The organism is Saccharopolyspora sp. ID03-671 (genome assembly GCF_045278815.1).
GTDB lineage: Bacteria > Actinomycetota > Actinomycetes > Mycobacteriales > Pseudonocardiaceae > Saccharopolyspora > Saccharopolyspora ipomoeae.
In genome coordinates this window covers 5,273,653-5,292,112 of sequence record NZ_CP134054.1, presented here as the reverse complement: position 1 = coordinate 5,292,112, position 18,460 = coordinate 5,273,653, and the positions used below count along the sequence as shown (strand labels likewise).

The 18,460-nt window shown below is 71.7% G+C and carries 17 protein-coding genes; 7 read left to right on the top strand and 10 right to left on the bottom strand.

Going from position 1 to position 18,460, the window contains the following annotated elements; translation table 11 throughout:
- Positions 1-23: 23 nt before the first annotated feature.
- The 3 genes from REH65_RS24550 to REH65_RS24540 form a co-directional block, all read right to left on the bottom strand.
- A complete protein-coding gene (locus REH65_RS24550) occupies positions 24-554 on the bottom strand; it encodes an MFS transporter (RefSeq protein WP_406693233.1) in 531 nt (176 codons plus the stop codon).
- Entirely contained in the window at positions 464-1,360 is an 897-nt protein-coding gene (locus REH65_RS24545) for an MFS transporter (protein ID WP_406689249.1), read from the bottom strand. The genes REH65_RS24550 and REH65_RS24545 overlap by 91 nt, the downstream gene beginning before the upstream one ends.
- Before the next feature lie 109 nt (positions 1,361-1,469).
- Positions 1,470-2,417 carry a D-2-hydroxyacid dehydrogenase family protein gene (locus tag REH65_RS24540; protein ID WP_406689248.1) on the bottom strand — a complete coding sequence of 316 codons (948 nt, stop codon included), beginning with the start codon at positions 2,415-2,417 and terminating at the stop codon, positions 1,470-1,472.
- Positions 2,418-2,506: 89 nt separating this feature from the next.
- On the opposite strand from REH65_RS24540, the gene REH65_RS24535 reads away from it, so the two are divergent.
- Positions 2,507-3,286, top strand: coding sequence for a cupin domain-containing protein (locus REH65_RS24535; RefSeq protein WP_406689247.1), 780 nt, complete (start codon positions 2,507-2,509; stop codon positions 3,284-3,286).
- On the opposite strand, the gene REH65_RS24530 is transcribed toward REH65_RS24535, so the two are convergent.
- Complete coding sequence (locus REH65_RS24530) at positions 3,234-3,605, bottom strand: hypothetical protein (RefSeq protein ID WP_406689246.1); 372 nt, start codon at positions 3,603-3,605, stop codon at positions 3,234-3,236. The two genes, REH65_RS24535 and REH65_RS24530, sit on opposite strands and share 53 nt — an antisense overlap.
- A 397-nt stretch (positions 3,606-4,002) precedes the next feature.
- Between REH65_RS24530 and REH65_RS24525 the strand changes: the two genes are divergently transcribed.
- Complete coding sequence (locus REH65_RS24525) at positions 4,003-4,395, top strand: hypothetical protein (protein ID WP_406689245.1); 393 nt, start codon at positions 4,003-4,005, stop codon at positions 4,393-4,395.
- A 41-nt stretch (positions 4,396-4,436) separates the two neighbouring features.
- Here REH65_RS24525 and REH65_RS24520 read toward each other — a convergent pair whose 3' ends face one another.
- Positions 4,437-4,709, bottom strand: coding sequence for a UBP-type zinc finger domain-containing protein (locus tag REH65_RS24520; protein WP_281459074.1), 273 nt, complete (start codon positions 4,707-4,709; stop codon positions 4,437-4,439).
- 50 nt (positions 4,710-4,759) lie between these two features.
- On the opposite strand from REH65_RS24520, the gene REH65_RS24515 reads away from it, so the two are divergent.
- Positions 4,760-6,325 carry a Na+/H+ antiporter gene (locus REH65_RS24515; RefSeq protein WP_406689244.1) on the top strand — a complete coding sequence of 522 codons (1,566 nt, stop codon included), beginning with the start codon at positions 4,760-4,762 and terminating at the stop codon, positions 6,323-6,325.
- Here REH65_RS24515 and REH65_RS24510 read toward each other — a convergent pair.
- The 5 genes from REH65_RS24510 to REH65_RS24490 all read right to left on the bottom strand — a co-directional run bounded on the left by REH65_RS24510 (position 6,308) and on the right by REH65_RS24490 (position 11,780).
- Positions 6,308-7,066: an IclR family transcriptional regulator gene (locus tag REH65_RS24510; protein WP_406689243.1), complete on the bottom strand. Its 759-nt coding sequence runs from the start codon at positions 7,064-7,066 to the stop codon at positions 6,308-6,310. The two genes, REH65_RS24515 and REH65_RS24510, sit on opposite strands and share 18 nt — an antisense overlap.
- Positions 7,067-7,179: 113 nt before the next feature.
- Positions 7,180-7,674, bottom strand: coding sequence for a sarcosine oxidase subunit gamma (locus tag REH65_RS24505; protein WP_281459077.1), 495 nt, complete (start codon positions 7,672-7,674; stop codon positions 7,180-7,182).
- Positions 7,658-10,309 carry a 2Fe-2S iron-sulfur cluster-binding protein gene (locus REH65_RS24500; RefSeq protein ID WP_406689242.1) on the bottom strand — a complete coding sequence of 884 codons (2,652 nt, stop codon included), beginning with the start codon at positions 10,307-10,309 and terminating at the stop codon, positions 7,658-7,660. Before REH65_RS24500 ends, REH65_RS24505 begins: the two co-directional genes overlap by 17 nt.
- Positions 10,309-10,545, bottom strand: a complete 237-nt coding sequence (locus REH65_RS24495; RefSeq protein ID WP_406689241.1) for a sarcosine oxidase subunit delta — start codon at positions 10,543-10,545, stop codon at positions 10,309-10,311. Before REH65_RS24495 ends, REH65_RS24500 begins: the two co-directional genes overlap by 1 nt.
- A gap of 20 nt (positions 10,546-10,565) precedes the next feature.
- A complete protein-coding gene (locus REH65_RS24490) occupies positions 10,566-11,780 on the bottom strand; it encodes a sarcosine oxidase subunit beta family protein (protein WP_406689240.1) in 1,215 nt (404 codons plus the stop codon).
- Between the two features lie 214 nt (positions 11,781-11,994).
- Here REH65_RS24490 and REH65_RS24485 point away from each other — a divergent pair, with 214 nt between their 5' ends.
- From REH65_RS24485 to REH65_RS24470, 4 genes are all read left to right on the top strand, one after another.
- Entirely contained in the window at positions 11,995-14,430 is a 2,436-nt protein-coding gene (locus REH65_RS24485) for an FAD-dependent oxidoreductase (protein ID WP_406689239.1), read from the top strand.
- A gap of 228 nt (positions 14,431-14,658) precedes the next feature.
- Positions 14,659-15,852, top strand: a complete 1,194-nt coding sequence (locus REH65_RS24480) for a glycine cleavage T C-terminal barrel domain-containing protein (RefSeq protein WP_281459082.1) — start codon at positions 14,659-14,661, stop codon at positions 15,850-15,852.
- A gap of 10 nt (positions 15,853-15,862) precedes the next feature.
- Entirely contained in the window at positions 15,863-16,699 is an 837-nt protein-coding gene (locus REH65_RS24475) for a methylenetetrahydrofolate reductase (RefSeq protein ID WP_406689238.1), read from the top strand.
- A 25-nt stretch (positions 16,700-16,724) separates the two neighbouring features.
- Positions 16,725-18,422: a formate--tetrahydrofolate ligase gene (locus REH65_RS24470; protein WP_406689237.1), complete on the top strand. Its 1,698-nt coding sequence runs from the start codon at positions 16,725-16,727 to the stop codon at positions 18,420-18,422.
- Positions 18,423-18,460: the final 38 nt, after the last annotated feature.

Below are 18,460 nucleotides of genomic sequence, written 5' to 3'. Positions count from 1 at the left end.
CGATCGGGGGTCCCCCGGGAGGGTCAGGCTTCGGCGGGGGTGGGGGTTGTTGGGGTGGGTTGTTTGGTGTGGGTTTCGCGGAGGAAGTAGGCCGCGGCGAAGGTGCAGAGGGACATGGCGAGGAGGAAGACCGAGACCGCGGCCGAGGTGCCCGTCGCGGCCAGGAGGGCCGTCATGATGAACGGGGTTCCGCCGCTGACGAGGATCGCCGCCAGCTGGTAGGCCAGTGAGGCTCCGGAGTAGCGGACCCTGGGGTGGAAGAGCTCGCTGAGGTAGGCGGCGAGCGGGCCGTAGGTCATGCTCTGGCCGACGCTGCCGATGCACCCGGCCAGCGCGATCATCCAGATCGACGCGGTGTCGATCAGCCAGAAGAACGGGAACGACCACAGCGCCAGCATCCCGGCACCGATGAGGATCATCGGGCGACGTCCCAGCCTGTCGGACCAGGTGCCGGAGAAGTAGATCACGAAGATGCCGACCAGCGAGGTGAGCAGCGTGACGCCGAGCAGCTGCTGGCGCGGCAGGCCGAGCTCCCGGGTGCCGTAGTCGAGCAGCCCGGAGATGCCGATGTAGAAGAACGTGTTGGTGGCGAACAGCAGCCCGCGCCCAGCAGAACGCTGCGCTTGTGGTCGCGCAGCACCTCCACCAGCGGCGCCTTGACGACCTCCTTCTCCTGCTTCTCCTGCAGCTCCTGGAACACCGGGGTGTCCTCGATCTTGAGCTGGATGTAGAGCACCACCGGCGCGAGCACGGCGCTGAACAGGAACGGCAGCCGCCATCCCCACGAGAGGAACGCCTCCTGGCTCATCAGCGCGCCCACGCCGAGGAACGCGACGTTGCCGAAGATGACGCCGAACGGCACGCCCATCTGACCGAAGGTGCCGGCCATGCCGCGCTTCCCCCTGGCGCTGTTCTCGGTCAGCAGCAGCACGATGCCGCCCCACTGGCCGCCGACCGCGATGCCCTGCAGGAACCGCAGCGTCACCAGCAGGATCGGGGCCGCGACGCCGATGGTGCCCGCGCCGGGCAGCACGCCGATCAGGAACGTCGCCGAGCCCATCAGGATCAGGCAGGTCACGACGGCGGGCTTGCGGCCGATCTTGTCACCGAGGTGCCCGAAGAACAGACCGCCGATGGGGCGGGCGATGAACCCGGCCCAGAACGTCGCGAAGGACAGCAGCACGCCGACCAGCGGTGAGGCGTCGGGGAAGAACAGGGTCCCGAACACCAGCGCCGCCGCCGTGGCGTAGATGAAGAAGTCGTACCACTCGATCGAGCTCGCGATCAGCGCGGCGCCGAGCAGCTTCCTCGGGGTTCTCGACTCACTCGGGGTTCTGGGTGGCTCATGTGCAGCAGTCATCGACAGACTCCTTTGTCACGTCAGACCGACCGGTTGGTATGACTGTGATGTCCGTCTCGTCCGCAGTCAAGGGAGATCCGGTGACGGGTTCCGGAGGGTTCGCCTCCGATCAGCCCGCGTTGAGCACCCGGATCGGCGAACCGGCCGCGTACGCCCGGACGTCCTCCACCGTCTCGGTGAAGAACGCCTGGTAGGTGTCGTCGGTGACGTAGCCGATGTGCGGGGTCAGCACCGTGCGCGGCGTCGTGCGCCACGGGTCGTCGGCCGGCAGCGGCTCGGCGCCGAAGACGTCGATGCCCGCACCGGCGATCCGCCCCTCGTGCAGCGCCGCCCGCAGCGCGGCCTCGTCGACGATCGGCCCGCGCGAGGTGTTGATCAGGTACGCGGTGGGCTTCATCAGCGCCAGCTCCGCCTCGCCCACCAGACCCCGGGTCCGCTCGCCGAGCACGAGGTGAACGCTGAGCACGTCGGCCGTCGCGAACAGCTCGTCCTTGCCGACCAGCCGGGCCCCTCCCTCGGCGGCGCGCTGCTCGGTGAGGTTCCGGCTCCAGGCGATCACGTCCATGCCGAAGGCCCGCCCGACGGCGGCGACCTGCGAACCCAGCCGCCCGAGCCCGAGCACGCCCAGGGTCTTGCCGCCCAGCTCCACGCCGACCCCGGTCTGCCAGCCGCCCTCCCGGATCCGCCGGTCCTGGCCGGGGATGTCGCGCAGCACCGCCAGGATCAGCCCCCACGCCAGCTCCGAGGTCGCGCCCCGGCCCTGGCCGCTGCCGGTCCCGGACACCACCACGCCCAGCTCGCGCGCCGCCTCCAGGTCGATCGAGGCGTTCCGCATCCCCGTGGTGACCAGCAGCTTCAGGTTCGGCAGCCGGGACAGCACGGAGCGCGGGAACGGGGTGCGCTCGCGCATCGCGGCGATCACCTCGAACGGCTCCAGCCGCGCCACCAGCTCGTCGACGTCGGCGATGTGCTCGGTGAAGACCTCGACGTCCAGCGAACCCCAGTCGGCGTAGCTCCGGGCGACGTCCTGGTAGTCGTCGAGCACCGCGATGCGCATGGCGTCCTCCTGGGATCCGGCGTGATCGGACGCCGGAAATCCTACGCAGAAGATCGCGTTCTCCCCCGTCGCGGGAGACACTGGGGCGCGTGACCGGATCGAGCCTGCTGCACCTGCTGCCCCTGAGCGCCTTCCACCGCGACCGGGACCAGCCCATCACCGCCGCGAGCCTGCAGTCGCAGGGCTTCGTGCACTGCTCCCCCGACGTGCCCACGACGCTGGCCGTGGCCAACGGCCTCTACGGCGACGTCGAGGAACCGATGGTCGCCATCGAGCTGGACCCGGCGAAGCTGTCCGCGCCGGTGCGCTGGGAGGCCGCCGATCCGGCCCCGCCGCCGGGGGTCGCCGACGACGCGCTGTTCCCGCACGTCTACGGCCCGCTGGAGCGCTCGGCCGTGATCGGCATCCGCTACGCGCGCCGCGACGTCAAGGGCAACTACCTCTCGCTGGAGTCGCGCAGCCGCACCGCCGAGGAGTTCGACCTGCTGCCGCACCCCGAAGGCGGCTGGTACCGGCGGACCTGGGCGAGCTCCGTCGAGGTCGAGACCACCAACGGCACCCGCCCGACCGCGACCGCGATCTACTTCCTGCTCCCGCCCGGCCAGCGCTCGGCGTGGCACGTGGTGACCTCCGACGAGGTGTGGCTGTGGCACCGCGGCGGCCCGCTGACCCTGCACCTGGGCGGTACCGGCGCGAGCCCGTCCGAGCACCCGGAGCAGATCGTGCTGGGCGCGGGCGCTGGTCAGACGCCGCAGGCGGTCATCCCGGCCGGCACCTGGCAGTGCTCCTCGGCCGCGGCCACGGTGGAATCGCTGGTCACGTGCGTGGTGTCGCCGGGATTCGACTTCGCCGATTTCGAGGTCCTGTAGGCCGGTCGAACGAGGAGTGCCGGGCTCCCGGCCTGCGCATCGCGCCCGGACCACCGGCGGAGACGACGCGGCCCCGAGGGCTGCGCGCGGTCTCGACGACGGCGGCCACGGCGGGCAGCGAGGTCCCCCGGGCCATCAGCGCGGCGCGATGCCTGCGGTAGGCGTGGGCGAGACCGCGGCGATCGCGGTGCTTGCCGCGGCGCGTCGTGCCGGAGCCGAGCATCCCCCGCTCCACCCACGACATCACGATCGAGAAGATCAGAACCATCCCGATGCCGATGCTCGCCGCCATCGCGAACCCGGTCAATGAATTCAGCACCGGCAACACCCCCGAAAACGTAGCCGGCCCGCGCCCACCGGTTGATCGCACGACGCCACCCGGTACCCCGGCCGGGTTGTCGCGTTGAGATCGATCCGTCCGATGCACGCGGATCCACTGTGGCCTGTCGACTCCCAGGCCCGTTGATTCCACGGTAGGGCGGGGTCGCCGTGAACGCCGCGCGCGTCGCGCACCCATCGCCCCAACGGGTGAAAACGGGGTCGTCTCGGATCGATTCCGCCTGCTCCGAACGATCGTTGATCGGGCATGTCGACGCCCGGCCGGTCTACCATCGGTCCCGCGCCGCGTCGCACACAGGAGGCAACCCACCGCGACCGGCACGCGTGTTCACGCAAAGCCCTTTCCACGCCGCGTTGCACCCGGGGAGGTGTCGGCCGTGCGGGGTTATCCCGTCCACCTGCTCTTCCACCTGCTGGCGATCGTCGCCGGAATCGCCTGCGGCGTCGCGGGCGCGCTGTGGTGGTTCAACGGTGACCGCAACGCCCTCTACCTGGCCGCGACCGCGCTGATCGTGGGGATCATCGTGCTGCTGCTGCAGGTCTTCTACATCATCGCCAGCGAACCCCCGCCGCGTCCGCGCAGGCCGATGCCGCCGGCCCCGCCGTCGCAACCCCGCTTGCACCCGGTCTTCGAGCACCGCGTCTCCGAGCAGCGGGACCCGACGCGCCCGGACCTGGAGCCGGTGGCCCCGCCGGAAGCGGAGTCGGTCGACCAGGAGACCAAGACCTCGGCGCTCAACGCCCTCGACGAGCACACCAACCGGAGCTGACCCGGGACGGGGAAGTTTTCATGAAAACTTCCCTCCCGACCTCAGGACGCGAGCTGCTCGTCGGTGTAGCACCACATCCAGGACTCGCCGGGTTCGAAGGAGCGGACGACCGGGTGCCGGGTCCGCTCGTGGTGGGCCGTGGCGTGGCGGTTCGGACTGGAGTCGCAGCAGCCGACGTGCCCGCAGTCGGTGCAGATCCGCAGGTGCGCCCAGACCCGCTCGTTCGCGGCCAGGCAGTCCTCGCACCCGTCTACGCTGCTGGGCTGAGGCCGCTGGGTGGCGGCCGCGGTCAGGTGTGCGCAACGATCCGACATCGTCAGGTCCCTTCTCTCCTGCCGCCCAGCATGTCCCGACGGGAGTGAGCATGCACGAGCTGCCCGCGCTGATGGCCCTGCTCGCCGGAGCGCTGGCCGTCACCGCCGTGTCGCGCCGCCTCGGCGTGTCGGCACCGCTGGTGCTGGTCGTCGTCGGCCTGGCGGTCTCGGCGATCCCGGGCGTGCCGGACTACGCGATCGACCCCGACGTGATCCTGCTGCTGATCCTGCCACCCCTGCTGTACTCGGCGGCGCTGCACAGCTCGACGGTGGGGATCAAGGCGAACCTGCGGCCGATCGGGCTGCTGGCGGTCGGCCTGGTGCTGTTCACCACCGCCGTCGCGGGGCTGGTCGCCTGGTGGCTGGTGCCGGGGCTGCCGCTGAGCGCGGCGCTGGTGCTCGGCGCGGTGATCGCCCCGCCCGACGCGGTCGCGGCGACCTCCATCGGCCGGCGCGTGGGGCTGCCGCGCAGGCTGATGACGGTGCTCAGCGGGGAGAGCCTGGTCAACGACGCCTCCGCGCTGACCGCCTACCGGGTGGCGGTGGCCGCCACCATCGGCACCGGCGTCTCGCTGCTCACCGGCATCGGGATGTTCCTGCTCGCCGCGGTGGGCGGGACGGTGATCGGGTTCGTGATCGGCTGGGTGATCAACCGGGTCAAGCCGATGCTGCGCGACGACATGCTCGACAGCGCGGTCGGGTTGATCGTGCCGTTCTTCGCCTACTTCGTCGCCGAGGAGGTCCACACCTCCGGAGTGCTGGCCGTGGTGGTCGCCGGGCTCTACCTCGGTCACCGCTCCCCCGCCCGCAGCGCGGCGACGCGGGTGCAGGACAAGGCCGTGTGGGGCGCGGCGGACACGCTGCTGGAGGCCGTGGTGTTCGCGCTGATCGGGCTGCAGCTCAGCAGCGTCGTGTCCGGGGTGACCACGGGTCTCGGTCCGCTGCTGGCGGCCGGCTGCGCGCTGACGGCCGCGGTGGTGCTGGCCCGGGTGGTGTGGGTTTTCGGCGCGATGTACCTGCCGGAGTGGCTGCGCGGCAAGCGCCCGGACTGGCGCTACAAGCTGGTCGTGTCCTGGGCCGGGATGCGCGGGGTGGTGTCGCTGGCGGCGGCCTCGGCGATCCCCACCGTCACCCTGTCCGGGCAGCCGTTCCCGCACCGCGCCGAGGTGCTGTTCCTGACCTTCTTCGTCACGCTGGCGACGCTGCTGCTGCACGGCACCACGCTGCGCAGGCTGATCGAGCGGCTCGGCGTGGTCGGCGGCGAGGACTACACCGACGCCCTGGCCGAGGCGGAGGCCAGGCACAACGCCGCTCGCGCCTCCCAGCAGCGGCTCGACGAGCTCACCGCCGACGCCGAACCGCCGGGGGACGTGGCCGAGCAGCTGCGGCAGGCCGCGCAGCAGCGCGCCAACCGCGCGTGGGAGCGGCTGGGGCGTTCCGACGCGGAGCTGGGCGAGAGCCCGACCGCCGCCTACCAGCGGTTGCGCGGCGAGATGCTCGCCGCCGAGCGCGCGGTGTTCGTGCAGTTCCGCGACAACCGGCGGATCGACGACGAGGTGCTGCGCCGGGTCATGCACCAGCTCGACCTGGAGGAGCTGTCACTCACCCGCGACTGACGGCATGAACCCGAGCTGCGCGGACAGGTCGGCCGCGGCGTCGCGCAGGTAGCCGACGGCCTCGCGCACGCGCTTGCGGGTGAAGCGGTAGGTGGGGCCGGAGGCGCTCAGCGCGGCGACGACGTTGCCCTCGTGGTCGTAGACGGCGACGGCGGCCGCGTTGAGGCCGATCTCGAACTCCTCGTAGCTGGTGGCGTAGCCGTCGCGGACGATGAGCTCGAAGTCCTTGCGCTGCTGGCGGGCGGCGATGACGGTCTGCTCGGTGTACTGCTCCAGCTTGCGGGCCAGGATGCGGTCCTGGTCCTCGCGGGGAGCGTGGGAGAGCAGCACCTTGCCGCTGGAGGTGGCGTGCAGCGGCGTGCGCTGGCCGACCCAGTTGTGCGCGGTGACCGAGGCGGTGCCGCGCGCCTGGCTGATGTTGATCGCCACGTCGTAGTCGCGGATGGCGATGTTGACGGTCTCGCCGAGCTCGGTGGCCAGCGAGTCGCAGTAGGACTGGCCGATGCGCGAGAGGTCGAGGCGCTCGGTGGCGGCACCGGCCAGCCGGACGATCCCGAAGCCGATGGCGTACTTGCCGCGCTCGCCGAGCTGCTCGACGAGACCGCGCGATTCCAGGACGCTGACCAGGCGGGAGGCGGTGGACTTGTGCACGCCGAGCTCGCCGGCGATCTCGGTGATGCCGACCTCGCCGTTGCGGGCCAGCAGTTCCAGCACGGTCACCGCCCGGTCGACCGATTGCACGAGGGCTCCCGAGCTGCTTCCGCGTGATTCAGACGCACTAGCCACGGGCCTGACCCTATCGGCTCGCCGGACCTATTCCGCGATCATCCGGTCGGGGCGGGAAATTCTGTTCCTCATTGTGCAACACCCGAGGTCACTTGGCGAGCGTCGAGCAACGCCGAGGCGACGTGGCCCGCGAAGGAGTTGCGGACGAGGATTCGGCAGGCGTCGTCGAGGCGCCAGAGGATCACCGGGACCCGGGCGAGCGGCGCCTGCGCGCAGCGGCCCGGGACGAAGTCGTCCAGGTCGAGCGAGCAGAGGGTCTCCAGGACCTCGCGGTCGCGCAGCCGCAGGGCGGTGCGGGCCGCCGAGACGTCGACGACGCCGAGATGCCCGGGCTCGGTGCCGGTGACGCCGACGAGCAGGAACTCGTCCGGCCCCAGGCCCAGCGCCGCCCGGTGCTCGTCACCGGTCACCCCGCCCGGTTCCGGCAGGCGCAGGCCGAAGGCGGTTCCGGCGCGAGTGCGGACGTCGAGCTGCGGCAGGAACGGCTCCTCGACGACGACGTCGGCGAGTTCGGCGGCGCGGTCGTGCAGCGGGCTGCGGCGCAGGTCAACCAGGACCGTCACGGCGGGCTCCCTCCGGGTCGTAGAACACCGGCGCGTGCACCCGCACCGGCACCTCGCGGTCCCCCAGCGGCACCACGAGGCGCTCGCCGAGGCGGTCGCGGCCGGACCGCACCAGCGCCAGCGCGATGCTGCGACCGAGGATCGGGCTGCGGTAGCTGGAGGTGACGCGCCCGAGCCCGCCCGCCAGGCCGGCGCCTTCGGGCAGCAGCTCGTCGGGGTCCTCGGTGAGCAGGCCGACGAGCTGCGGCCGGTCCGCGCGGGCCGTGTCGGCGCGGCTCAGGGAGCGCTTGCCGAGGAAGTCCTTGCGCTGCGAGACCGGCATGCCCAGATCGAGCGGGGTGACGGTGCCGTCGGTGTCCTGGCCGACGATGACGTAGCCCTTCTCGGCGCGCAGCACGTGCATCGCCTCGGTGCCGTAGGGCGTGACCCCGACGTCCTCCCACAGCGCCAAGCCGTACCAGGACGGGACGTTGATCTCGTGGGCCAGCTCACCGGAGAACGAGATGCGGGCGATGCGGGCCGGGATCCCGTTGTGCAGCACCACGTCTCGGAACTCCAGGAATCCGAGCTCGCCCAGTTCCGGTGCCAGGCGCGCGACGACCCGGCCGGAGTCGGGGCCGGTGACGGCCACCGCCGCCCACTGCTCGGTGACCGAGGTGCAGCACACCTCCAGGTCGGTCCACTCGGTCTGCAGCCACTGCTCCAGCCAGTCCAGGACCTTCTCCGCTCCGCCGGTGGTGGTGCTCAGCAGGTAGCGGTCGTCGGCCAGGCGCAGCGCGACGCCGTCGTCGAAGACCATGCCGTCGGTGGTGCACATGATCTCGTACCGGCCCTTGCCGACCGGCAGCCGCGCGAACCCGCCGGTGTAGACGCGGTTGAGGAACTCGGGCGCGTCCGGGCCGACGACCTCGATGCGGCCGAGCGTGCTGACGTCCTGCATCGCGACACCGGTGCGCGCGGCGAGGCATTCGCGGTGCACGGCGGCGGCCATGTCCTCGCCGTCGCGCGGGTAGTAGCGGGCGCGGCGCCACTGGCCGACGTCCTCGAAGACCGCGTCGTGGGCCACGTGCCAGGAGTGCATCGGGGTGGTGCGGATCGGGTCGTGGAGGTCACCGCGCTCGCGCCCGGCCATCATCGCGAACGGCACCGGCACGTAGGGCGGGCGGAAGGTCGGCGTGCCGACCTCCCCCGGGGTGGTGCCGAGTTCTTCGGCGATGATGGCGGTGGCGTTGACCCAGGAGGTCTTGCCCTGGTCGCTGCCGACGCCGATCGTCGTGTAGCGCTTGATGTGCTCGACGGAGCGCAGCCCGGCCCGGACGGCCCGGCGGATGTCGGCGACGGTGGCGTCGCGCTGGAAGTCCACGAACTGCTCGGTGTCATCACCGGGTGTCAGCCACACCGGGCGGGGCGGGCGGATCGGCTCGGGAGGCAGGTCCGGCGTCGGCGGCGGGGACGTCCCCGCCGCCCGGGCACCGGCTTCGAGACCTTCGGCGATGCAGCCGGGCAGGTCGAACGTGCCGTTGGCGGCCCCGGCGACCAGGCCGTCGACCGGCCGGAACGCCGCGATCCCGTCGTCCCACCGGCGGTCGCCGTCGTGCAGGTGCAGCACCGGGCTCCAGCCGCCGCCGACGGCCAGCAGATCGCAGCCGATCTCCGTCCCGTCGGACAACCGCACGGATTCCACGCAGCGCCCGGCGGTTTCGACCACGCGAGCCCCGCCGATCACCGGCACATCGGCCGCCGGCGGGTCGTCCCGGCTGTCCACGATCGCCCGCACCCGGCACCCGGCCGCCACGAGCTCGGCCGCGGTCTCGTGAGCGCTGTCGCAGGTCGTCGCCACCACGGCCTCCCGCCCGGCCACGACCCCGAACCGCCGCAGGTAGGTGGACACGGCCGACGCCAGCATCACCCCGGGCCGATCGTTCCCCGCGAACACCAGCGGCCGCTCGTGCGCCCCGGTCGCCAGCACGACCTGCCCCGCTCGCACGTGCCACATCCGCTCCCCCTGCGCGATCAGCACGTACCCGCCCGCGTACCGCCCCACCGCGGTCGCCCCCACCAGGATCCGAACCCCACCCCGATCGCTCCCGCGTTCGGACACCGGAAAACGCCCGCGATCGGGTCCCTGGAAGCGGGCGTGTTCGGTCAGGTCGGACAGGGCGGTGGTGATCCAGTCGAGGTCGCGTTCGCCGCCCAGGTGGAGTCCGTGTTCGACGAGGAGGACTCTGGCGCGGGATCGGGACGCGGCGAGGGCCGCGGCCAGGCCGGTGGGGCCCGCGCCGATGATGAGGACGTCGGCGTGGGCGTGCTTCCGGTGGTAGTTCGGGGAGTTCGGGGTCGTCAGGCGGGCTACGCCCGGGATGCTGTGGGCTTCCAGGCCGTCGTGCAGCGCCACCTCCGTGGCTTGGGCGAAGGGGTCTCCGTCCGCCGTGACCAGGGCGTTGGGTTCGGTGAGGTCCGCTGTGAGGATTCCCCGGGGGCGGTGGCGGTAGGTGGAGCGGGCGACCTCGGTGCGGTCGTGGGCCAGCAAGGCCGAGGCGAGGGTGTCGCCGGGGTGGCCGGTGAGGGGTTCGCCGTCGAAGGTGCAGCGCAGGGTTCGGGTGCGGTCGATGCTGCCGCCGGTGTCGAGTCGCATCACGTCACCTCGTCGGTCCCGGTGTCGCGGTCGAGTTCGAACCAGCGGCGGCAGCCCGCGGCGTGCGCCCAGCGCTCGCGCCACCAGCCGAGCGGGTTGTCCCGGACGAACAGCACCTCCGCCCACTCCGCGTCGCTCAGCGCGCCGGGGTCGGCGGGGTAGGTGACGGGTTGCCCGCCGTAGCGGAACTCGGACTCGTCCCGCTCCCCGCACCAGGGGCACCGGATTCGCAGCATCGCGCCACCTCCCGCCGATGTCAGTGCGCGACGGCCGCCGCGCCGTGCTCGTCGATGAGGGCGCCGGTGACGAACCGCTCCAGCCCGTACGGCTCGGCCAGCGGGTGCGGGCGCCCGCGCGCGATGGTGTCGGCGAAGACCTGCCCGACGCCCGGCGTCGCCTTGAAACCGCCCGTCCCCCAACCGCAGTTGAGGAACAGCCCCTCCCACGGCGTCGGTCCGATGATCGGCGAGGCGTCCGGTGTGACGTCGACGGTGCCCGCCCAGGTCCGGATCACGTGCGCGCGGGCGAAGATCGGGAACAGCTCCAGCGCGGCGGCCAGCTGCCGCTCGATCACGTGCACCGATCCGCGCTGCGAGTAGCCGTTGCGGGAGTCGATGCCCGCGCCGATGACGAGCTCGCCGCGGTGCGCCTGGCTGCAGTAGACGTGCACCTGGTTGGACATCACGACGCACGGGTGCACCGGTTCCAGCAGCTCCGACACCAGCGCCTGCAGCGGGTGGCTCTGCAGCGGCAGCCGCAGGCCGAGGGTGTCGGTGAGGGTGCTGGTGCGCCCGGCCGCGGCCAGCGCGACCTTCTCGGCGCCGATGTCGCCGCGCGAGGTCCGCACGCCGCGCACCCCGTCGCCGTCGGTGAGGAACCCGGTGACCTCGCAGCCCTCCACCAGGTCCACGCCCATCTCGTCGGCCCGGCGGGCGAAGGCCCAGGCGACCAGGTCGTGCTTGGCGATGCCGCCGCGCGGCTGCCAGGTCGCGCCGAGAACCGGGTAGCGGCAACCGATGTCGACGATCGGGCAGATCTCGGCGACCTGCTGCGGCGACACCCACTCGGCGTCGATCCCGTTGGCGCGGTTGGCGAAGACGCGGCGCCGCGAGTCGCGCACCTCCTGCTCGGTGTGGGCGAGGTTGAGCACTCCCCGCTGGCTCAGCAGCAGCTCGCAGTCGAGCTCGTCGGGCAGCGTCTCCCACAGCCCCAGGGCGTGCTCGTAGATTCCGGCGCTGGCGTCCCACAGGTAGTTGGAGCGGATGATCGTGGTGTTGCGGGCCATGTTCCCGCCCGCCAGCCAGCCGCGCTCCAGGACCGCGACGTCGCGGATGCCGTGCTCGCGCGCGAGGTAGTAGGCCGTGGCCAGCCCGTGCCCGCCGGACCCGACGATCACCACGTCGTAGTGGCGGGCCGGCTCGGCGGTGCGCCAGAGCCGCTCGGGCGGCTGCGGAAGGGGTGTTGCACCCACAGCGACCTCCCCCTGACTCCGGAAGGTGAGACCAGGCTAGGAGGCCCCGGACGACCCGGTCAATTCACGAACGGGGGACGCTGCTTCCCGTTGCCGCACAACAAGATCCACGCCCGCGAAATTGGTGGTCGACTTCCCTTGACGCACCCCCACCAGCGGGCGCACGGTTGCGGTATGCGCAGAGAGTTGTCGTAGACGCAACAAGGCGGCAGCCATGGTCACGAGCGCCCACATCCTGCTCGTCGGTGCCGGCATCGTCGGATGCAGCACCGCCCTCCACCTCGCGCGCCAGGGGATCACCGATGTCCTCGTGGTCGACCAGGGACCGCTGCCGGCCACCGGCGGGTCGAGCTCCCACGCGCCCGGGCTGGTCTTCCAGACCAACGCCTCGGAGACGATGAGCAGGCTCGCCGCCGACACCGTCGCGCTGTACTCCTCGCTGGAGGTCGACGGGCAGCCCTGCTTCCACCCGGTCGGCGGCATCGAGGTCGCCACCACGCCCGAGCGCTGGGACGACCTGCGCCGCAAGCTCGGCCTGGCCACCGCGTGGGGCATCGACGCCGAACTCCTCGACCCCGGCCAGGTGCGCGAGCGCATCCCCGCCATCGACGCCGGGTACGTGCTCGGCGGGCTGCACGTCGCCTCCGACGGCATCGCCAAGCCGGTGCGGGCGGCCGAGGCGATGATGCGGGAAGCCCGCGGGCTCGGGGTGCGCTTCGAGGGCGGCGTCGAGGTCACCGGGTTCGACGTCCGCGACAACCGGATCACCGGCGTCCGAACGGGTTCCGGGGACGTCGCGGCCGAGATCGTGGTGTGCTGCGCGGGGATCTGGGGCCCGAAGATCGGCCGGATGGCCGGGGTGACGATCCCGGTGCAACCGCTCGCCCACCAGTACGCGGTGACCACGCCGGTGCTGCCGGACTCCGAAACCGAAGTGGCGCAACCGATCCTGCGGCACCAGGACCACTCGATGTACTTCCGGCAGGCCCGCGACCGCTACGGGATCGGCTCCTACCGGCACCGCGTGATCCCGGTGAGCACCGACGAGCTCTCCCCCACCGCCGCACCCGGCACCGAGGCCCCGCCGGAGGGCGGCGGCTGGAAGGGCATGGCCTCGGTGCACCCGTTCACCCCGGCGGACTTCGCCGGTCCGTGGCAGGAGGCGCGGCGGCTGCTGCCGGTGCTGCGCGAGGCCGAGATCGGCGAGGGCATGAACGGGCTGTTCCTGTTCACCGCCGACGGGATGCCGGTGCTCGGTCGGTCCGAAGTGGACAACTTCTGGATCGCCGAGGCCGTGTGGATCACGCACGCGGGCGGGGTCGGCAAGGCGATGGCGCAGTGGCTGGCCGGGCGCACGCCCGAGATCGACCTGCGTCAGGCCGACCTGCGCCGCTTCGACGACTTCGCCCGCAGCCCCTCATACCTGGCGCAGCGCAGCGCGCAGAGCTTCCGCGAGGTCTACGACATCATCCACCCGCAGCAGCCTCCCGAGCGTCCGAGGCCGCTGCGGACCAGCCCGTTCCACGACCGGCAGCGCGACCTCGGCGCGGTGTTCCTGGAGGCCAACGGCTGGGAGCGCCCGCACTGGTACGGCTGCAACGAACCCCTGCTTGAGGGCAGGGACATCGCCGAGCCCGGGCCGTGGGCGGGGCGGTTCTGGTCGCCGATCGTCGGCGCCGAGCACCTGGCCCTCCGGGAGCGGGTCGCGATGGTCGACATGACGCCGCTGGCCCGCGCCGAGGTCACCGGGCCCGGCGCCGAGGCGCTGCTGGACCGGCTCACCACCGGCCGGATCGACCGGCCGCCCGGGTACGTGACCTACGCGCTGATGCTCACGCCCGAGGGTGGCGTCCGCTCCGACGTGACCGTGGCGCGGCTGGGGCGCGACCACTTCCAGGTCGGCTGCAACGGTCCCCGCGACATCGCGTGGCTGCGGGACAACGCCGAGACCGGCACCCAGGTCCGCGACATCACCGGCGGCACCTGCTGCATCGGGTTGTGGGGGCCGCGCGCCCGCGACGTGCTGGCGCCGCTGGCCGACGTCGACGTCTCGCACGAGGCGTTCGGGTTGTTCCGCGCCAGGCGGCTGCACGTCGGCGAGGTGCCGGTGGTGGCGCTGCGGCTGTCCTACGTCGGCGAGCTCGGGTGGGAGCTCTACACCTCCGCCGACTTCGGCCGCCGCCTGTGGGACCTGCTCGCGGCGTCCGAGCACGGCGCGTTCCCGGCCGGGCGGGGCGCGTTCAACGGTCTGCGCATCGAGAAGGGCTACCGCGCCTGGGGCACCGACATGTGGACCGAGCACACCCCGGCCGAAGCGGGCCTGGCCTTCGCGGTGAAACCCGACAAGGGTCCCTTCGTCGGTCGAGAAGCCTTCCTGCGCCAGGGCGAACCCGCTCGTCGCCTGCGCTGCCTGCGCATCGACGACGGCACGGTCCTCACGGGCTCCGAACCCGTCCTGGCCGACGGCACCCCGATCGGCTTCACCACCAGCGCCGCCTACGGGCACACCCTCGACGCGAGCCTCGCCTACGCCTGGCTCCCCACGGACGCCGACACCGACCTGACGATCCGCTACTTCGACGAACCCCACCCCGCCACCGTCATCGACGACCCCGCCTTCGACCCCCGAATGACCCGAATGCGCTGCTAGACCCCCACCCCGACTCGCAGAACCCGGAATACCGCCGTATTCCGTCACCCGAAAACCGCCGTAATCCGTCACCCGAAAACCGCCGTAATCCGTCACCCGAAAACCGCCGTAATCCGTCACCCGAATACCGCCGTAATCCGTCACCCGAATACCGCCGTAATCCGTCAGCTCCGGTGGGTATCGGTCCGTCGGAGACGTCCTCGGACAAGCAGAGTTGGAGCCGCAACCATGAGCGTGAACTCGAACCCCGGGGTGCTGCTGTACCCGCGGATCCGGAAGTCGCCGTTCTTCTACGCCTCCCGGCGGCACGGCGTGGCGATGTACAGCGTGTACAACCACACCTACCACCCCCGGCACTACGGGGATCCGGTCGCCGAGTACTGGGCGCTGCTGGAAGGCGTGACGTTGTGGGACGTCGGCGTCGAGCGGCAGGTGGAGATCACCGGCCCGGACGCGTTCGCGTTCACCAACATGCTCGTGCCCCGGGACCTCACCAAGTGCAAGGTCGGCCAGTGCAAGTACGTCTTCGTCACCGGCACCGACGGCGGCATCCTCAACGACCCGGTGCTGCTGCGCCTCGGCGAGAACCACTTCTGGCTCTCGCTCGCCGACAGCGACGTGCTGCTGTGGGCCAAGGCGCTCGCCCACGGGCTGGGCATGGACGTCGAGATCCGCGAGCCCGACGTCGGCCCGGTGCAGGTCCAGGGCCCGAAGTCGGGTGCGGTGATGGCCGAGCTGTTCGGCGACTCCATCCTGGACATCCCCTATTACTACGCGGTGCAACGAGAGATCGATGGCATGCAGGTCGTCGTCTCCCGCACCGGCTACACCGCCGAGCTGGGGTACGAGATCTACCTGCACCACGCCTCCCGCGACGGCGTCCGGCTGTGGGACGCGATCTGGGAGGCCGGCGAGCCGCACGGCATGAGCGTGATCGGCCCGTGCCACATCCGCCGCATCGAGGCCGGGATCCTCTCCTGGGGCTGCGACATCACCGCCGACACCAACCCGTACGAGGTCGGCTACGGCTTCGAGAACACCTGGATGGTCGACCTCGACCAGGACGCCGACTTCCTCGGCAAGGACGCGCTGCGCCGCATCGCCGCCGAGGGCGTGAGCCGCAAGCTCGTCGGCGTGCGCATCGACGGGCCGAGCGTCGGCTCGTTCAACGACGGCGCCATGATCGACGTCTTCGACGTCCACGACCCGCGCGGCCTGCGCATCGGCGAGGTCACCTCCGCCGCTCACTCGCCGCGCCTGGACGGCAACATCGGGTACGCGATGGTGCCGATCGCCTACCAGGAGCCCGGCACCGAGCTCGTGGTCCACACCCAGCACGGCCCGCAGCAGGCGGTCGTGGCGACCAAACCGTTCCTGGACCCCACCAAGGACATCCCCAAGCGCCTGGCGCGCAGCGCGTGAAGGGGGCGAGATGACCTCTGAACTGCGACGATCCCTCGACCGGATGCGCTACGAGGTGCTGCCGGTGGGTGCGGCGCGCGTCGACCTGCTCGACCCCGGCACCACCGTCACCGTGACCGCCTCCCCGTCGAAGGGCATCGAGCCGACGCTGCGGCGCACCGAGCAGATCGCCGCGAGCGGCCTGCGCGCGGTGCCGCACCTGGCGGCCCGGTCGATCCGCGACGACGCCCACCTCGCGGCCGTGCTGGACCGGCTGGACGCGGCCGGGGTGGGCGAGGTGTTCGTCATCGCCGGGGACGCCTCCCGGCCGCTCGGCGAGTACCCCGACTCGCTCGCGCTGCTGCGGGCGATGGAGCGGCTGGGACGCCTGCCCGCGCGCATCGGCGTCGCCGGCTACCCCGAACGGCACGCGTTCATCCCAGACGACTGCGCCGTCCGGGCCATGACCGCCAAGGCGGGCTACGCCGACTACGTGGTTTCGCAAATCACGTTCGATCCGCGAACGATCATCGATTGGACGCGTGACCTGCGGCGGAGAGGGGTGGAAGCCCCCGTCTGGGTGGGCGTGCCGGGGGTGGTGGACGCCCATCGGCTGTTGCGCATCGCGCTGAAGATCGGGTTGGGTGAGTCGACGCGGTTCCTGCGAAAGCAGTACGGCGCGGTCTCGAAGATGTTGGCACGCTACACGCCGGAGGAGCTGTTCGACGAGTTGCAACCGCAGCTGGCCGACCCGGACTCGCCCATCGCGGGCTGGCACCTGTTCACGTTCAACGAGATCACCAGGACGGTGCAGTGGCGCGACGATCTGGCGGCCCGGCTGTCCGGCCGCGCGGACCGACCGGCGTAACCGACACCTCGCAGGAGGACCTGGCATGACCTTCCCGTCCGACCTGGACATCTCCCGAGCCACCCCGCTGCGCCCGATGGAGGACGTCGCGGCGCAGCTGGGCATCGGGGAGCACCTGCTGGAGCCCTACGGGCGCAACGTCGCGAAGATCTCGCTCGACGCGATCGACGAGCTCTCCGACCGGCCTCGCGCCCGCTACGTCGTGGTCTCGGCCATCACGCCCACCCCGCTCGGCGAGGGCAAGACGACCACCACCGTCGGGCTCGGGCAGGCGCTGAACCACATCGGCAAGCGCTCCGCGGTCGCGGTCCGGCAGCCCTCGATGGGCCCCACGTTCGGCATCAAGGGCGGCGCGGCGGGCGGCGGCTACAGCCAGGTCGTGCCGATGGAGGCGCTGAACCTGCACCTCACCGGCGACATGCACGCGGTCACCGCGGCGCACAACCTGCTGTCGGCGATGCTCGACAACCACCTGCACAAGGGCAACGAGCTGGGGATCGACCCGCAGCGGATCACCTGGCGGCGGGTGCTCGACGTCAACGACCGCGACCTGCGCAACATCATCTCCGGGCTCGGCGGCAAGCAGGACGGCACGCCGCGCCAGACCGGTTTCGACATCACCGCGGCCAGCGAGGTGATGGCCGTGCTCGCGCTGTCGACCTCGCTGGCCGACCTTCGGCAACGGCTCGGCCGCATCGTCGTGGGCTACACCGCCGAGGGCGATCCGATCACCGCCGAGCAGCTCAAGGTCGCGGGCGCGATGGCGGTGATCCTGCGCGACGCGCTCAAGCCGAACCTGATGCAGACCACCGAGAACACGCCGGTGCTGGTGCACGCGGGCCCGTTCGGCAACATCGCGCACGGCAACTCCTCGATCGTCGCCGACCTGGTCGCCAGCCGCTGCACCGACTACCTGATCACCGAGGCCGGGTTCGGCGCGGACATGGGCGCCGAGCGGTTCTTCAACATCAAGTGCCGCACCTCCGGTCTGAAGCCCGATGCCGCCGTGCTGGTGGCGACGGTCCGCGCCCTCAAGGCGCACTCCGGCCGGTACAAGGTGGTGGCGGGCAAGCCGCTGCCGCCGGAGATGCTGGCGGAGAACCCGGACGACGTGCTGGCCGGGGCCGACAACCTGCGCAAGCAGATCGACAACATCCGGTTGCACGGCGTGTCCCCGGTGGTGGCGATCAACGCGTTCCCGGGCGACTTCGCCAGCGAGCACGACGCGATCCGCCAGGTCGCCGAGGCCGAGGGCGCGCACGTGGCGGTCAGCACCCACTTCACCGAGGGCGGCAAGGGCGGCGCCGAGCTCGCCGAGGCCGTCGTGGCGGCCTGCGAGGAGCCGGCCGGGTTCCAGGTGCTGTACCCGGACGAGGCCGACCTGCGCACCAAGATCGAGACGATCGCGACGAAGGTCTACGGCGCCGACGGCGTCAGCTACGCGCCCGCGGCCTCCCGCGCGATCGACAGCTACGAGGCCAACGGCTACGGCGACCTGCCGGTCTGCATCGCCAAGACCCACCTGTCGCTGAGCTCGGACCCGTCGCTGCTGGGCGCGCCGACGGGCTGGACGCTGCCGGTCCGCGAGGTGCGGGCGTCGGTCGGCGCCGGGTTCGTGTACCCGATCTGCGGGGACATGCGGACCATGCCGGGCCTGGGCTCGCACCCGCAGGCCGAGTCGATCGACCTCGACGCCGACGGCAACATCACCGGCCTGATGTGACCCGGCCTCACGTGACCCGGCCTTACGTGAGTTCGGGC

Excerpts from the sequence above, each read along its gene's own strand:
- REH65_RS24545 (WP_406689249.1), bottom strand. The coding sequence starts at position 1,360 with ATGACTGCTGCACATGAGCCACCCAGAACCCCGAGTGAGTCGAGAACC.
- REH65_RS24540 (WP_406689248.1), bottom strand. The coding sequence starts at position 2,417 with ATGCGCATCGCGGTGCTCGACGACTACCAGGACGTCGCCCGGAGCTAC.
- REH65_RS24520 (WP_281459074.1), bottom strand. The coding sequence starts at position 4,709 with ATGTCGGATCGTTGCGCACACCTGACCGCGGCCGCCACCCAGCGGCCT.
- REH65_RS24515 (WP_406689244.1), top strand. The coding sequence starts at position 4,760 with ATGCACGAGCTGCCCGCGCTGATGGCCCTGCTCGCCGGAGCGCTGGCC.
- REH65_RS24500 (WP_406689242.1), bottom strand. The coding sequence starts at position 10,309 with ATGCGACTCGACACCGGCGGCAGCATCGACCGCACCCGAACCCTGCGC.
- REH65_RS24495 (WP_406689241.1), bottom strand. The coding sequence starts at position 10,545 with ATGCTGCGAATCCGGTGCCCCTGGTGCGGGGAGCGGGACGAGTCCGAG.
- REH65_RS24485 (WP_406689239.1), top strand. The coding sequence starts at position 11,995 with ATGGTCACGAGCGCCCACATCCTGCTCGTCGGTGCCGGCATCGTCGGA.
- REH65_RS24480 (WP_281459082.1), top strand. The coding sequence starts at position 14,659 with ATGAGCGTGAACTCGAACCCCGGGGTGCTGCTGTACCCGCGGATCCGG.
- REH65_RS24475 (WP_406689238.1), top strand. The coding sequence starts at position 15,863 with ATGACCTCTGAACTGCGACGATCCCTCGACCGGATGCGCTACGAGGTG.
- REH65_RS24470 (WP_406689237.1), top strand. The coding sequence starts at position 16,725 with ATGACCTTCCCGTCCGACCTGGACATCTCCCGAGCCACCCCGCTGCGC.